Source organism: Ochrobactrum sp. PL_is501, from assembly GCF_055816895.1.
This window is the reverse complement of the sequence record NZ_JBVPGR010000022.1, coordinates 1-13,178: the sequence shown is the minus strand read 5'-3', so window position 1 is coordinate 13,178 and position 13,178 is coordinate 1. Positions and strand designations below refer to the sequence as shown.

Below are 13,178 nucleotides of genomic sequence, written 5' to 3'. Positions count from 1 at the left end.
GGCGAGCCGAAGCCCGCCCGGGTTGATGATTAGGCTGCGGCCACGGTCAGAACGCCGGCCGTGTGCTTGATGCTGGTCGCGACCTTGTCCCAGTTCGTGCCGGTGGCGATCTCAGCGTCGGACGGCGACTTACCACCGTTGGCTTCATCCCAAGTGTAGCCCTTGAGACCCAGACCGAACGAATAGTCCATCTGCATAGTCGTCTCGATGCGAGTCTGGCCGTTGGAGGTTTCGATGTTGGTGATCACATCGCTGCCGTCATGAACAATCGCAGCACTTTCCGCGAGAGAAAGCACCTTCAGCTTGTTCGGCGTTCCCGCCTCATACAGTGCCGGTGCATCGGTGACGATCACGGGCTTGCCGAGGATATCGACCACACGGACATTCTGCGCCTGGAAGAGCTGAGCCGTGTTGACGAGATTGGCGCCGATGAGCTTGTGATAGGCCGTGCCGTTCATGACCTGAGCGATCAGGTTGCCCGAGTGATCACCAAACTTTGCATGCGCATCGTTCATTGCCACGTAAGACAGGGCCGGATCGGTTGCCGCGGACACATCATTCGTCGCGTCCGGTTGATTGCCGATGGCGGCGACAAGTCCAGCAATGGCCGTGTTCAGCTGGTCAGCCATCATGGCTTCGGCAAAGTTGCGGGATGCCACTTCGATGCCCTCAGCGGTAGGCTTCTGAAGCCAGGTCATCTGCGATGGTTCGTAGCGGATCGGGCCGAAGCCGCCGGCGATCTTTACCGAAGAGTGCTTCTGCTGGGTCAGATCGGTCGCGGCTGCTGCGGCTTGTGCCGCATACCGATCTACACGACGCTGCGCTGAGTGGATGGATGCAAAGAACGACTCCTGAAGGAAATCGCCCTCAAAACCATCTGTCGTGAGACGGATTGCGCCGTTGGAGGCGGCATTGAACTTCTGCACCATCTGCGCCAGCGTTTCGATGATCGCGGGCATGAAGTACTTGTTGAATACCTGCATCTGGGAAAGAGACATGGAAAGCTCCTACGCTGTGTCTCGGGATTGTTGGTTGGATGGGCTTCCCGCCCGCTGGATGCCGCTTCTCATCCCGAGACAGCAGCAGAGAAGTTTCAGGGCGATCAGCCCTTCAGTTCAGGGAATTTGGCTGCGATAGCCGCCGCCCGTTCTTCACGGGTTCCACCGAAATTTCCGCGTTGCGGAGGGTTACCGCCGCCTCCGGGGCCGGGTTGCTTGCCGCTGCCCGACTGACCGGATCCTTCAAAGGCACGTCCGAACGCTTCAGATTCCTTCATCTCGGCAACCAGGCCGGCGATATCCATGGGCGTACCCTTGGAATCTGCGATCTTTGCGTTGCCATCTTTGTCGACCACTTCGACCGTAAACTTGCCGTCGACTTCCTTGACGCGAGTATGAGCCCGCACATGAGGAAGGAGCAGTTCAACTGAACCCTTCGCTTCAGCCAGAGCGGACGTCGCAGCAGCATCGATAAGCAGGCTTTCAACGGTCTTGGTCAGATGACCGATGCGCTCATCGCGGCTGGAAATTTCGCCAGTGTGCTTTTCCAGAAGCTGGGCCTTGGCAGCCTCAAACTTCGTGTTCGCGATCTTGTCGGCTTCCTTCGCTGGGTCGATGCTGGTCAGCTCCTCCAGCTTTGCCAGCGCTTCGCGGGCCTTGTCCGGGTCGAGATCCTTGAACTTGACCACATCGCGCTCCAGACGTTCGCGCGTGGTGCGCTCCTTGCCCAGAGCCGTCTTGAGGCCGTTCACGTCTTCAAGTGCGAAACCGTCCACCGGCTCGACATCGAGAACGAACTTACCGTCCTTCTCGGCATACAGAGCCTTGATTGCATCATCGATCCCGTCGAGCGATGCCAGAATTGCTTTGAGAGCCATGTTTATCCATCCCGGATAGTTGTGCGCTTCCCGCGCATTGAAAAAGGCCCGGAAGGATCACCCTACCGAGCCGTGTGAAGTCAGATTGTCGATTGAACTATTCCGCCGGGTCTTTCACCGGTGGAGTGACCGCAGCGGTCAGATCATCCTCGGTGTCACCACCGGGGAGTTCGTCGATAATCCGCTTTTCCTCTTCATCCGCGTCAAACTCGGGTGAAAGGATGCTTCGACGCTTCATTTCCTGCCAGAGTGTCTGAGTGCTGAGCTTGCCGCGCTCATTCATGGTCAGAAGCGTTTCAGGCGCCTTGTCCTCACCGAGCTCGATGGCGAAGTCAGTGTTCACGTAGACGGTCGGCTCAAGCTTCACCTTCAGCCACATCGATGTGAAGACATAAGCCCGTTCCAGGCAATCCTTGAGCATGAAAGCCCACGCCTGTACGGCGCTGGCTGACTTCTGGGAGGCGAAGGCGGCTGCAACCTGTGTTATCCCGCTTGTGCCTGCTGTCAGCGGCTGGCGGCCAAGCTCGCGCATCTGGGTCTCGGTCTTGTCCACCTCTTCAGACAGAAACTTGAGCGATGAGGCTGACGGCTCGATGAACTGCCACTGTCCGCTCTTCGTGCCATCTGGAGCCGGAGGCGCATAAAGAACCACTGAGGGGCCAATCGGCGCCATGATAGGCCTGCCGTTCTCATCCACCGGTGGCGTCACACCGTTTCCTGCCAGCATGGGAAAGGCGGTCAATTCCTTCGCAGATTTGAGATTGGTTTCCTGCTGATAATGCTCGACCTGCAATTCGGCAACGTTTCGCATCGGGGGGCGAATGCGCCATGTCGATCCCTCACGCCTACCGGTGAAGAACGGAACAAGCGCAATAACACCAATCGAGATCGGGCCCTCAGCGATCAACGACCAGCCAGCATTGTTCGTTGTGCCCTTCTCCCAGATTTCATACCGGGCCGGCCCATACTGACCACCTTCGAGTTCATCTCGGATCAGGATTCGCACACGATCAATGCACTTCTCGTTGCCGGCATTGTCGCGTTGCGTGACGGGTTCATAGATCTTTGCGTAAGTGAATTGTTCCTTGCCGTTGATGACCTTGCTTTCGACCCAGAGCATGTCTGTCGCCGGGATGCTGACCCAGTACGGCCGCGCACCCATCCGCTTCTCATCGGCAAGCGTGGCACCTTCCGGCACCGTCGGATAGTCGACCAGTATCCAGTCAATGGCGTTGTGAATACCATTGAAGAAAACATTGTCGGCAAAGACGTGCAGATGATTGCCGCCGCCGTCGATATCCTCGGTCACAACCTTGATAGCTTCCGGTACGGTATCGTTGGCAAGCATGACTTCCTTTGAGAACGGCTTGGATGCCAGGTTCTCCACGATGTCCGAATAGATGTCAGTGAACTTCGAGTTCGCCAGACGGTAGGCATAGTTCGGATCGCTCTCGTTCGGGAACTGCGGGAGATAAGTCTTGCCAGCCTTCCGCATCGCATCCACACCGCCACGGATAGCTGCAACCTTCGTCCAGTAGCCTAACATCGCCTTATAATCGGCTGATGTAGCGAGAAAATCTGTATCAGCCATTTATCCGTCCTGATGTACCGAAGAGTGCGGTTCGTGTCTGGTTTGTCGCCAGTTCGTTAAATGCGCGGGACGATGCGTCCACGATGTCTTTCAGCTTCCCGTTCGGGAACACCTCGACCTCATCGAGAAATGGTTCGTTCCAAGCGCCTTTCAACAGAACGACGTTTCCAGCCTCACACTGAGCCGATAGAGGCTCGGCACGTGTGACCTTGTCGCCGCTTTCCGGTGTAGCCTTAGCTTTGTAGCCAGCCAGCATCGCAACAAGCTGCTGTGCCTGGTCCTTACCGGCCTGTCCCGGATCCTTCGGCATGGAGATTGAGCAATCCTTGCCGTCCTGTTCAGCAGTGTTCCTGATCAATGTGCGTACACCGGCCGGACTGGCCCGCTCTGCCACACAGTGAGCAATGATGAACTTGCCGTCGGGCATCTTGCCGATCTTCACACCGGCGGTTCTGGCCGATGAAGGATCATCTTCCGTTGCCGCCAAGTCCCATCCTCGGACAAACACGGTGCCGGCCGGTATCGCTCCTACGATCGAGAAGTACGACCGTTTGAACATGCCGCCTTCTCGTGGCGCCGGTCTCTGCTGGTTCTGGCCTGCATGACCAGTAGACCCGAGAGACACCTTGTCACGCTCGACGACTTCACGTGGGAATCGCTCTGGAAACAGCAGTTCGCCATCTTTCTCGCGTCGGTCGTGGGTATAAACCGTCTTGAGATCGGACTTCTCGACATACTCACGTCGGGATTCCGGTATCTCCTGTCCCTCCCGATACCAGATTTGCTTTCCAGCATCGTATCGCGCTCGGACCGCAGGTGTATCAAACCCCGTTGGCTTCACTATGGTGTAACAACGGCGTTCGGGCTCGAACTCCATCGGGAGCATAAGGTGCTCGTATCCAAGGTTCTTGGCCAGCGCCACGCCGGTAGTGTCACCTTCATGCAGCCTCTGCATCACAAGGATGATGGCCGACTTGATCGGATCACTCAGACGGTTCGGAACCGCTTCGAGAAAGGTTTCCTGTGCCGTTAGACGGTCAGCATCAGACTTTGCCTTACCCACTGACAACGGATCGTCAATAATCACACGGTCGCCACGCTCACCCGTGAGGGATTCGAACGACATTGCCGCTCGAAAGCCTGACTTGTCATTCTCGAACTTCAGCGTCGAGTTCTGATCGGGCATCATCTGGAACTGGCTGCCCCATCTCTGGCGATACCAGTCAGACTGAACCAGACGGCGAGCCTTGATATTGTCGCGCTTCGCGAGACTTTCCTTATACGAGGTGGCAATAGACCGGATGAACGGCTTGCCGACCGGGCCCCATTCCCATGCTGGCCAGAACACTCCGACAGTGAGCGACTTCATCGTACCAGGCGGAACATTGATGATCAGCCGCGTTAGCTGATCGTTCGTTACCGCCCCGAGATGGTCCGATATCGCATCGATGTGCCAGCCATGCAGATATGCCCTGCCCGGTTCCAGCACATGCCAACCGCCACGGATGAATGAGGACAGAGAAACACCGGCGCTTTCCGCCTCTTCCTCAATCCTCTTGTTCGCTTCCCTCGCCTGCCTCTCCGCCCGGATTGCCTGCAGAGACAAGCCCGAGCTTCTGCAAAACCGGGTAGGCGCTTTCGAGAGCTGCAAGTTCATCGTCTGTCAGCGCTTCCAGTTGTTTTGCAGAAATCGTGATGACCTGAAGTGTCCCGCTGATCTTGCGGTTTTCAGTACCCAGACCGAACAGCTTCGCTTTGCCCATAGTGGCCGATACAGCGGCGCTAGACTGCTTCTCTTCTATGGCTATCTGGCGAGCCTCTTCTAGCTCTGTAGCCAGGCTCTCGACCGTCACAGCGACCTTTTGAGCTGCTTTGCCTTGCAGTTCCTGCACCCTTGCTGAAACCTTGCTGTCTGCGAGCGTTCTTGATGCATTCGCCCACACAGTATCCGGCTTCGTCGTCGGCTTGACCTTATATGCTTTCCGGTACGCCTCCGAAGCATTCCCGGTTTCCACATAGGCGCGGGCAAAAGCCTCTTGCTTAGCTGTAAGACTCACGGTTCAATTCCTCTGGGCAAAAGGAGGGCGTGCATGCATCTTATCGTTTCGTGGGACATTACGAACCAGAATGAGCCCGGCGCTTGGAATATGTGGAACGAGAGGCTGAAAGAGGTACTTCTCCCCTACGCATGGGTTCGACCATTGAATACAGTCTATGTGGTCCCGGTGACGACGGAGATCGACAGACAGAATATCATTAGAGGTCTGACCGGCGTTTCTCACCAGGCAAACGGACAGATTCACGTTTTGGTCAGCCCTATGATGGTGGGCGGTCAGTATGCCGGCGTTCTTCCACAAAATCTGTGGCCTGAATTGAACAGGCGGTCACAATGAACGATGTTCCTAAAGGTAATCCAGATAAGATCGAACCAAACATAAATGCGCCCGCTGTCATTAACCCCGCAAGACAAGCCTTCAACATAACTGTCTCAGTTCCCGACCAAATAACCATCAAAATGGTGGATGCTACTGGATTAGCAGATTATGAGGTCAATCTTTACATCTCGTCGCTAGCTTTCGGTGCCTTTTGCGGGCTCTTAGTTGCGACCGTTCAAGAGGGGAAGAGCAATAGCGGGCTCGTTTGGCCATTTGGCGTCATGACCGCACTGACCTTCCTTATCTTCGCAGCATTCTTTTTGATGGCGTTAAAAAAGCGATCTAAACTCACGAAGTCTGGAAAAGAAATAAAGTTGGAAACAACCGGCGCAACGATCGATTAGTAATTTTGCGCACTTGCTGACAGTCGGCATCAAGTCCGAGCTCGTCCTGTTTCACCGTGAAACCCACAATCGTATTATTATTGTGTAATGGCTGGAGGCTGATTTGGAACAATATATGCCACTTCTATCGGTAGCGGTGGGCGGTATGATAGGTGTTGCTGGATCACTCGTTACGTTACTCGTACAATCCAAGAATGAAGCCAAACGTCATCGCATTGAGGTGGCCTATAAAATTGCTCTAAACACTCGATCTGAGCATATGGAACTGATTAAAGAACATGGCGGGGGAATATACCCGATCGATGTGTACTTGGTGCATAGCCTGGCGTTAATTGATGAGATGGCACGCGGCCCACTATCGCCAGAATCCTTTGATCGCGTAAATGCACAACGAGATGCCGCTAGAAAGTTCTTTGACGAATCTGAGAATAGCATTGACGCCTGAGTGTCTATACCGGTCTTGCCCGCTTATACCGCAAGATCTCGCTCCCACGACAACCCTTTGTGCTAGAAGATCCCAGAAATGATCGGGGGGAGATTCATGAATAATCAAGATAATGTATTCAGCGCTGCCCATGTAAAACGCCTTGAATGGAATAAAGAGAGCGATCTTTTTGTTGAGCTTGCTCCTCATGCGATAAGACGCGCATTGATCGAGACGCCAGGATTTGCCGAAATCAATAAGGAGCTAAATTATTCAATAACAACTGACAAGGAATTGCCCGGTTGGCTACAGGTGCAATTCGGCGTCCGCCCGCTGCGGAGACCGGCCCCAGATAAATCTCCCGCTCACGAGAGTGGACCAACTCTAGTTTACAGCCGGGGGCCGACAGGGCAGATGGTAGCCATTCTGTTTCCAGTCAAATCAAAAGTGGCGTCTGTTGTAGAGGACTCTTTGATTCTTAGACAAGGTTATTTTGACTATTGGAGTTTGTACATCGGAATCCGCCGAGACGTGAGAGATTTAATCGCTTATGCCTATGTAACAAGCATCGATTTGACCCCAACGGTTGGCCAAAAACTCCGCATCGCGTGGTTGCGATTTGCTAGTGATCAACACATTGACGGAAAGCACCGATACTCGCCTCTACGATCCGGCTTTTGGAAGTTATTTAAGTTGGCGAGTGCTAGCTCATTCAGCGGCCTATTCAAATTCCTTGCTCCCGCGACCCTAGGTTGGTTCATTGGTCGGTACGGTACAAACTGGATATTAAGTTGGCTACCCTGATGAAGAGCATTAGGGTAGCTACAAAATTTCCTGTTTCACAGCAAAAGCAGCTCTTCGCCCATCCGCTATGCAGCGGGTTTCATTTTCTCATGAAGAGAAGGGATGTTCTTGGGCTTGGCGTCCGGCGCTCTCCAGTGTGTCGCGCACTTCTCGGACGATACCGTTTGTTGATGTGAGTTATCGTCGTTTTCGGACACGCTGTCTAGCCCGACTGTCAACCGAACTTGATACAATCGGTTGAGATTGTTCGCAATTGCTTGGGTTAATTGATCAATTTTCCTTCTCATTTGTCGGTCATTCATCATATTTTCTAAAGCAAACCGGCTCAGCTTCATGCCTTTTCGGGCTTTCACATAGGCCCAGCCGTACAAAAGCTTGCGGTCTTCGGCCTTCTCAAGTTCGTTAATCCATTTCCAGCATTCGTACATCCGGTCGATAGCGGCGGCGACAGGACGGCGCTTATACGTGGCTGGCACCGATCCATAAGCCAAGTTGAAACTGTCCGGTTTACCATCTGGCATCGAACCACTTGCCCATGTCGGCCCCTTCTCGCCAGGCATCAACATGAGCGTTTCAGCGGCTTCGAGGACGCGGTGTTCGATATCCTTGGCAGTCCACTCTTCGTATTTCACTGGCAGCGCTCCTTTTCTATGAGGTGATCCAGAAGCTTAATCGCCTTGCGTTTCTTCCATTCCGGCAGATTCCCGACGCGTCGAACATGAAAGCTTACCGTTTCCTCGAACTCTTCAAGCGATGCGCCGTTCTTGAGAAGCCATTCCAATCTGTCACTGTCGGTAATCATGCCGCCTCCCTGCTATCGAAGAAATCGCTCTGTGCTGGCTTGTTCAGGATCATCATCAAAAGCACTCTGAGAACGTGGGTTGTCGGTATTCCGCAATTCATCGCCTTGGCTTTCAGTCGGAGCATCCCGAGGTCGATTGCATCGAAGTCAGAGACAAGCGTTCGGCTGTGGATCAGGTGCGGGCACTGGATCAGAACGGACGAAACTGCTTTGACCATGTCCGAATAGATGAACAGTGAGTTCTGAACCGTCCCGACCATCAGTTGTAGAACAAGGCGAAGATGATCCTCGCCGTGCTCTCTTCCTATTTCCCGCAAGGTGGGCTTGCAGAAGCATTCCCTCGGTTTACGGCTGGTCGGTGAATGGTCACAGCTGGCTCGCAGGATCACACCGCACTGGCGGGCCACCTTGTAGATGTCGCATGACCGCTTAGCCATCCGAGACCTCCAGCGGGAATCTCTGTTTCAAAGCTCCGAACATTGGCTCACCGTCTGATCCGACACAGTCGGCCGGCACTTCAACGATCTTGCTGCGCTGCATGACGTCTTTAAGCTCAGGCGCGCCACCGTTCGTTCGATAAACGACAGGAGACCAAGTCATGTTTTCCAACTCGTAACAGAACCACATCTTGGTCATGCCTGTGATCTTTCTTTCGCCACGATTTGACCCCTCGCTAAAGCTCGCGGAATTGTGCTATGAGACACTTGTGGGCGGGGAGAATTGCCATGATACCGGGCAAGTACAGTGGACTTGTTACGCTTGCAGCGGCAGCGGGTCTGGGAGCGTTCGTCGCGATTTGGTTGCTCGATTTTGCAATAGTTCGAGCTAATTGGTGTAATGGAACAGAACCATACTGCTTCCGAGATTGGATTTCTGCGCTGAGTGGTTGGGCCGCCACCTTTGCTGCGGCCATCACCATCATTTTTCTCTACCGACAAAATGAAGAACAGAAAAAACAGACTGGATTCATGCTTGGCGATGCTAAGCCGAGCATAGATGCCATCCAGCATATTAAGCGTGAAGTGTACGTTATCGTTCGGATTGTGAACTGGAACAGGCGGCCAATCATCATACAGTCGATACGCATCATTCCAAACAGTGACGATCTTTTCATTTATCAAACCAAGATTTGGGACCGCGACGATCCAGACGGAGGCTTGTCCAGTCGTAACCTTGAAGGGCGATTGATTCAGCCAGCAATTGCTATGCATGGCTGGAAAGACAGGTCCTCTGCGCCTTGCGAAGTCAGGATCGATCTTGCCGATGAAGTTGATAAGAGCCAATTCAGAAAGGATTGGCGCAACTTCAAGGTAGAGGTTGGTCTGGTAATCGCAGGCGAACAACAAACAAATCTTACGCTTCAATGCCCTATCGCTGTCGCTGAATAACGTCATCATAGCATTTATTTTCATGCCGCCCTCTCCTTACGCTCGACTTCGATCTTGCGGCCTTTCCGGAAGATGGCGCCGAATACTTTCTCTGCCTCAGAGCGAGCCACAGACAGCTTTTCACCGTCTCGGACCATCACACTCTGTTCGATCTTGTGTTTCGCTCTCCACGCCTCGCATTCTGCTTTTTCGGCGGTTGGGAAATACCTTGGCTGGCCATGTTCATCGGCCACGGTGAAATGTTGGGTGCGCCAGACCAGACGGAACTTTCCGATAAAGCCTTTGGGCGTGCCTTCTGCAAATGCGGTCGATTCGTTCATAGGTTTAAGCCCAGTGGGTTTTCGATGATTTCCTGTCTGATCAATTCCGGCTCATTCATACCGCCCAGATCAACGAATGTTGTCGTTGGCCCATGCCAGCCGCATTGCACATCACGCGGCCATTGGCTTTCCCGTGAGAGCGCGAGGAATATCTTGGCCTTGTCTTCGTTCTGGTCGACCAGGTTTTTCCATACCTCGTATAGGTCGGAGAACTTGGAAGGCTCGTACTCCTTGAGAAACACCACCGGCCGGAACGGGATCAACACATGGTCAGCATCGCGCTCGATCGCGCCAATTAGGTCCGAGTACCGCGGCTTCTTCGCCAACAGCTGATGAAAGAATTTCTCATTCACGGTCGGCTTGTAATCGGCGAAGACGTTCTTCTTAAGCTGGGCACAGCCGATGATCGGAATGTCGACATCTCTCGCAATCTGCTTCAATTTTCCGGTTACGATTTCGCCAAATTCCCAGTTTGCGAGCCTCGTTTCCGACTTATTGCGATCGATCAGGCCCATGTGGTCAATGACAGCCAGTCCTTTGCCCTTCTTCGAGACGAAATACCGAATCCGTTCTTCAATCTGGTCGAGTGTCAGTCTCTTCTGCTGGATGAATATCTGCTTGTCCCGGTTGGCGTTCCGGAAGTTCATCAGACGTTCGAAATCGTTCTCAGTCAGCTTGCCACGCTTCTGACGATTGACCGATATCTGGGTTTCACGGCTGTTCTCACGCATCGCCAGCTCTTTCGCTGACATCTCGCCCGAGTAGAACCAGACGGGAAAGCCTTCTGTTGCCGCTCCCATAGCCAACTGACCGGCCAGAGCTGACTTACCCTGTTTGGTTGCACCGCCCAGAATGATGAGCTGGCCGCCACACATAGGGCCGATTAGCTCTTCCACCGGTCGAAAGCGGTAACTGACGCCTGCTCCTTTCTTGCCGCTATATGCCCGGTTTGTGTCATCAAGAGCCTCATCCAGTGCAGCGCCGAGAGACACAGCGCCATAGATATCATCACCATCCGACAACGTCTGACTTAGCTCTGCGATAGCCTGCTCCCCGATTTCGGCCGGATTGCTGTCCACAGCCATCGAATGAGCCGCTCTGATCATGTCCTGGGCAATCGCGACCATCTGTCGGCGCTTGTAGAGGTCAATCAACTGCTGGGCCATCTGAGGCAGCATCCCTGACGGCATAGCGACCTCGGCAACGCATCGAGCGACCAGACGGCCTACCGTTGTTTCACTGTCGATATTCTTGTCCCACGGCAGGTACGGCTTGATGGATATCGGCTGGGCGACCTTGCCCTGCTTGATCACATCGCCGATGACTTCGAATATCTCGCCCAGAACCGGATACGACGGCCACGAACAGCACATGTCCTTTATCGAAATGCCAGCGTGGGCACGAACCCGCGTCGAGGACGAAATCAAAATCTCTGAAAGGGCCGCATAATGAACCAGATAGTTGCGACCGAGGATCGCCCGAAGCAGAAGCAGATCATCGAAGTGATCGATGCGGTTCCGCTTCTCGATACCTCGCGCTTTGAGCACATGCAGCGCATTGCAACGGCAATGGCCCGCTCCACTCTCATTCCTGATAGCCTTCGTGAGGAAGGCGGAAAGAACGACAAGCAAGACCTGCCGTTTGAACGCGTGGCCTCGAACTGCTTCCTGATTGTCAATCAGGCTGTCCGCTGGGGACTTGATCCATTTTCAGTAGCTCAGGCTGTTTCCGTTGTTCACGGCAAACTCTGCTACGAAGGAAAGCTTGTTGCAGCCGTCATTCAAGCCAAGCTCGGTTTCAATCTTCACCATCTGTTTGTCGGTGAAGGTGATGCCATGCGCATCTATCTGAGCGATAAGCCGTTCACAGACGATGTTATTCAACTGTTGAAGCCGAATTGCCGGCTGCCAGGAATGCGCCTGCTTGATGGGTCAGTGGCCGAATGGAAAACCACTGGAACCGGTACTCCTTGGACACCGAAGAACTTTGTCCGGATGTTGATCTATCGCGGAACTCGCGACTGGTGCCGCATTTACGAACCGGCGTTGATGCTCGGTGTCTATACGCCAGATGAGATGATGGACATGTCGGAGAATGCGCGAGCAACCCGAGCGAAAGAGGTTGCCGTCCCTTCCGTCATGCAGCGCTTGCAACAGCGCCAGAGTGATCCACAGAGCGGCGAAGGCTTCAGCAAGGACTTTGTCACGTCCGAGACTGAAACACTCGCCAGCGGCTCGAATAACGAGGAACAAGATACGCCTGCCGAAGTCGCCTCCAGCGGCAGCGTAGAGGGTGGAGAGCGTTCGGTCCTTAGCGGCTCCACCCTCATCAATTCCGAAGAAAGAACGGCGCCGGTTGATGACCAGCCCGAGCAAACCGAAACAACGTCGGCCGCGGTCGAACTCACCGTCGCAGAACGTGAAGGCCTGAAGGAATACATCAACCAGTGCCGGAACAGTGTCGGGCCAGATCCGTCGGTCATCGTATCGGTCGCCAAGGGCTATGCGGACATGTTCACGTCTGACCTGGCTAAAGCCAAGGCCAGAACCATCACCGAACGGTTTATCGCTGTCTGCAAGGAGGAAGAGACCGGCATCAGAGCCGTTCAGTATTCATGCTCCATCATCGGCGTCGAGCCGGCGGAACTGGACGAGGTGGAATGATGGCTAGGCGAGAGTTCACCAAGGAAATCAAACGCGCCGCTCTGCGCCGGTCACTCGGCAAGTGTGAGGCTGTTGGAGAAATGTACGGCTTCAAACCGGGCCAGCGTTGCAATGCGCCTCTGTCTGTTGGCGTCCAGTACGATCACATTATTGCCGACAGCATCGGCGGTGAACCGACATTGGATAACTGCGCTGCCGTTTGCGTGTCCTGTCACGGATACAAAACCCGCACGGTTGATACGCCGAGAGCAGCCAAAACCAAGCGGATGAGCGACAAGGCCAAGGGGATTGTTCGCCCGAAAGGCACGATCAAAGGCCAAGGCTTCGCCAAGTCCGAGAAGTCGCCGCGTATCGATAAATCCGCCCTTCCACCACTTCCACCATCCCGCTTGATGCAGGCGGGTGCCGCGAGGACGCGAGCATGAACGTCAATCAGAAAGTTGAACTGTTGAACGAAGCCGCATCCTTGGCTGGCGATGCTTTCGAGAAGCTTGCAGCCAAAGCACCAAAGTCAATGACCTACGACGATGC

At 54.2% G+C, this 13,178-nt stretch carries 18 protein-coding genes; 7 read left to right on the top strand and 11 right to left on the bottom strand.

The annotated features are described in order from the left end of the window. Positions 1 to 29 precede the first annotated feature (29 nt). The 5 genes from AC0TOF_RS01935 to AC0TOF_RS01915 form a co-directional block, all read right to left on the bottom strand. Positions 30 to 998, bottom strand: coding sequence for a major capsid protein (locus tag AC0TOF_RS01935; RefSeq protein WP_025091505.1), 969 nt, complete (start codon positions 996 to 998; stop codon positions 30 to 32). A gap of 104 nt (positions 999 to 1,102) precedes the next feature. Further along, positions 1,103 to 1,876: a hypothetical protein gene (locus tag AC0TOF_RS01930; RefSeq protein ID WP_273794912.1), complete on the bottom strand. Its 774-nt coding sequence runs from the start codon at positions 1,874 to 1,876 to the stop codon at positions 1,103 to 1,105. Positions 1,877 to 1,973: 97 nt separating this feature from the next. Continuing rightward, complete coding sequence (locus AC0TOF_RS01925; RefSeq protein ID WP_473767023.1) at positions 1,974 to 3,467, bottom strand: DUF4055 domain-containing protein; 1,494 nt, start codon at positions 3,465 to 3,467, stop codon at positions 1,974 to 1,976. Then, a complete protein-coding gene (gene terL / locus AC0TOF_RS01920; RefSeq protein ID WP_473767022.1) occupies positions 3,460 to 5,073 on the bottom strand; it encodes a phage terminase large subunit in 1,614 nt (537 codons plus the stop codon). Before terL ends, AC0TOF_RS01925 begins: the two co-directional genes overlap by 8 nt. Next, complete coding sequence (locus AC0TOF_RS01915; RefSeq protein WP_473767021.1) at positions 5,015 to 5,524, bottom strand: terminase small subunit; 510 nt, start codon at positions 5,522 to 5,524, stop codon at positions 5,015 to 5,017. The genes terL and AC0TOF_RS01915 overlap by 59 nt, the downstream gene beginning before the upstream one ends. Before the next feature lie 33 nt (positions 5,525 to 5,557). Between AC0TOF_RS01915 and AC0TOF_RS01910 the strand changes: the two genes are divergently transcribed. The 4 genes from AC0TOF_RS01910 to AC0TOF_RS01895 all read left to right on the top strand — a co-directional run bounded on the left by AC0TOF_RS01910 (position 5,558) and on the right by AC0TOF_RS01895 (position 7,474). Then, a complete protein-coding gene (locus AC0TOF_RS01910) occupies positions 5,558 to 5,860 on the top strand; it encodes a hypothetical protein (RefSeq protein WP_473767020.1) in 303 nt (100 codons plus the stop codon). Beyond that, complete coding sequence (locus tag AC0TOF_RS01905; protein ID WP_473767019.1) at positions 5,857 to 6,246, top strand: hypothetical protein; 390 nt, start codon at positions 5,857 to 5,859, stop codon at positions 6,244 to 6,246. The genes AC0TOF_RS01910 and AC0TOF_RS01905 overlap by 4 nt, the downstream gene beginning before the upstream one ends. Before the next feature lie 115 nt (positions 6,247 to 6,361). Continuing rightward, on the top strand, positions 6,362 to 6,691 hold the full coding sequence (locus AC0TOF_RS01900; protein ID WP_473767018.1) for a hypothetical protein: 330 nt from the start codon (positions 6,362 to 6,364) through the stop codon (positions 6,689 to 6,691). 96 nt (positions 6,692 to 6,787) lie between these two features. After that, the gene (locus tag AC0TOF_RS01895; RefSeq protein ID WP_473767017.1) at positions 6,788 to 7,474 is read left to right on the top strand and encodes a hypothetical protein; all 687 of its coding nucleotides are present in this window, start codon (positions 6,788 to 6,790) and stop codon (positions 7,472 to 7,474) included. 65 nt (positions 7,475 to 7,539) lie between these two features. Here AC0TOF_RS01895 and AC0TOF_RS01890 read toward each other — a convergent pair whose 3' ends face one another. The 4 genes from AC0TOF_RS01890 to AC0TOF_RS01875 are packed head-to-tail and all read right to left on the bottom strand — an operon-like array spanning position 7,540 to position 8,912. Beyond that, positions 7,540 to 8,106: a hypothetical protein gene (locus tag AC0TOF_RS01890; protein ID WP_473767016.1), complete on the bottom strand. Its 567-nt coding sequence runs from the start codon at positions 8,104 to 8,106 to the stop codon at positions 7,540 to 7,542. After that, positions 8,103 to 8,276, bottom strand: coding sequence for a hypothetical protein (locus AC0TOF_RS01885; RefSeq protein WP_241084311.1), 174 nt, complete (start codon positions 8,274 to 8,276; stop codon positions 8,103 to 8,105). The genes AC0TOF_RS01890 and AC0TOF_RS01885 overlap by 4 nt, the downstream gene beginning before the upstream one ends. After that, on the bottom strand, positions 8,273 to 8,713 hold the full coding sequence (locus tag AC0TOF_RS01880) for a hypothetical protein (RefSeq protein WP_473767015.1): 441 nt from the start codon (positions 8,711 to 8,713) through the stop codon (positions 8,273 to 8,275). Before AC0TOF_RS01880 ends, AC0TOF_RS01885 begins: the two co-directional genes overlap by 4 nt. Further along, positions 8,706 to 8,912 (bottom strand): hypothetical protein, encoded by a 207-nt coding sequence (locus AC0TOF_RS01875; protein ID WP_025091495.1) that lies wholly within the window; start codon positions 8,910 to 8,912, stop codon positions 8,706 to 8,708. The genes AC0TOF_RS01880 and AC0TOF_RS01875 overlap by 8 nt, the downstream gene beginning before the upstream one ends. Before the next feature lie 89 nt (positions 8,913 to 9,001). Between AC0TOF_RS01875 and AC0TOF_RS01870 the strand changes: the two genes are divergently transcribed. After that, positions 9,002 to 9,664 carry a hypothetical protein gene (locus AC0TOF_RS01870; protein ID WP_473767014.1) on the top strand — a complete coding sequence of 221 codons (663 nt, stop codon included), beginning with the start codon at positions 9,002 to 9,004 and terminating at the stop codon, positions 9,662 to 9,664. 20 nt (positions 9,665 to 9,684) lie between these two features. Here AC0TOF_RS01870 and AC0TOF_RS01865 read toward each other — a convergent pair whose 3' ends face one another. Together AC0TOF_RS01865 and AC0TOF_RS01860 are read right to left on the bottom strand one after the other, a co-directional pair. Further along, positions 9,685 to 9,984, bottom strand: a complete 300-nt coding sequence (locus AC0TOF_RS01865) for a hypothetical protein (RefSeq protein ID WP_025091493.1) — start codon at positions 9,982 to 9,984, stop codon at positions 9,685 to 9,687. Continuing rightward, the gene (locus AC0TOF_RS01860; protein ID WP_473767013.1) at positions 9,981 to 11,357 is read right to left on the bottom strand and encodes a replicative DNA helicase; all 1,377 of its coding nucleotides are present in this window, start codon (positions 11,355 to 11,357) and stop codon (positions 9,981 to 9,983) included. The genes AC0TOF_RS01865 and AC0TOF_RS01860 overlap by 4 nt, the downstream gene beginning before the upstream one ends. A gap of 129 nt (positions 11,358 to 11,486) precedes the next feature. Here AC0TOF_RS01860 and AC0TOF_RS01855 point away from each other — a divergent pair, with 129 nt between their 5' ends. After that, positions 11,487 to 12,647 carry a recombinase family protein gene (locus tag AC0TOF_RS01855; RefSeq protein ID WP_473767012.1) on the top strand — a complete coding sequence of 387 codons (1,161 nt, stop codon included), beginning with the start codon at positions 11,487 to 11,489 and terminating at the stop codon, positions 12,645 to 12,647. After that, the gene (locus AC0TOF_RS01850; protein WP_473767011.1) at positions 12,644 to 13,072 is read left to right on the top strand and encodes an HNH endonuclease; all 429 of its coding nucleotides are present in this window, start codon (positions 12,644 to 12,646) and stop codon (positions 13,070 to 13,072) included. The genes AC0TOF_RS01855 and AC0TOF_RS01850 overlap by 4 nt, the downstream gene beginning before the upstream one ends. Positions 13,073 to 13,178: the final 106 nt, after the last annotated feature.

Coding starts and splice junctions, on each gene's coding strand:
- AC0TOF_RS01935 (WP_025091505.1), bottom strand. CDS start 998: ATGTCTCTTTCCCAGATGCAGGTATTCAACAAGTACTTCATGCCCGCG.
- AC0TOF_RS01930 (WP_273794912.1), bottom strand. CDS start 1,876: ATGGCTCTCAAAGCAATTCTGGCATCGCTCGACGGGATCGATGATGCA.
- AC0TOF_RS01925 (WP_473767023.1), bottom strand. CDS start 3,467: ATGGCTGATACAGATTTTCTCGCTACATCAGCCGATTATAAGGCGATG.
- AC0TOF_RS01910 (WP_473767020.1), top strand. CDS start 5,558: ATGCATCTTATCGTTTCGTGGGACATTACGAACCAGAATGAGCCCGGC.
- AC0TOF_RS01905 (WP_473767019.1), top strand. CDS start 5,857: ATGAACGATGTTCCTAAAGGTAATCCAGATAAGATCGAACCAAACATA.
- AC0TOF_RS01900 (WP_473767018.1), top strand. CDS start 6,362: ATGCCACTTCTATCGGTAGCGGTGGGCGGTATGATAGGTGTTGCTGGA.
- AC0TOF_RS01895 (WP_473767017.1), top strand. CDS start 6,788: ATGAATAATCAAGATAATGTATTCAGCGCTGCCCATGTAAAACGCCTT.
- AC0TOF_RS01885 (WP_241084311.1), bottom strand. CDS start 8,276: ATGATTACCGACAGTGACAGATTGGAATGGCTTCTCAAGAACGGCGCA.
- AC0TOF_RS01880 (WP_473767015.1), bottom strand. CDS start 8,713: ATGGCTAAGCGGTCATGCGACATCTACAAGGTGGCCCGCCAGTGCGGT.
- AC0TOF_RS01875 (WP_025091495.1), bottom strand. CDS start 8,912: ATGACCAAGATGTGGTTCTGTTACGAGTTGGAAAACATGACTTGGTCT.
- AC0TOF_RS01870 (WP_473767014.1), top strand. CDS start 9,002: ATGATACCGGGCAAGTACAGTGGACTTGTTACGCTTGCAGCGGCAGCG.
- AC0TOF_RS01865 (WP_025091493.1), bottom strand. CDS start 9,984: ATGAACGAATCGACCGCATTTGCAGAAGGCACGCCCAAAGGCTTTATC.
- AC0TOF_RS01860 (WP_473767013.1), bottom strand. CDS start 11,357: ATGTGCTGTTCGTGGCCGTCGTATCCGGTTCTGGGCGAGATATTCGAA.
- AC0TOF_RS01850 (WP_473767011.1), top strand. CDS start 12,644: ATGATGGCTAGGCGAGAGTTCACCAAGGAAATCAAACGCGCCGCTCTG.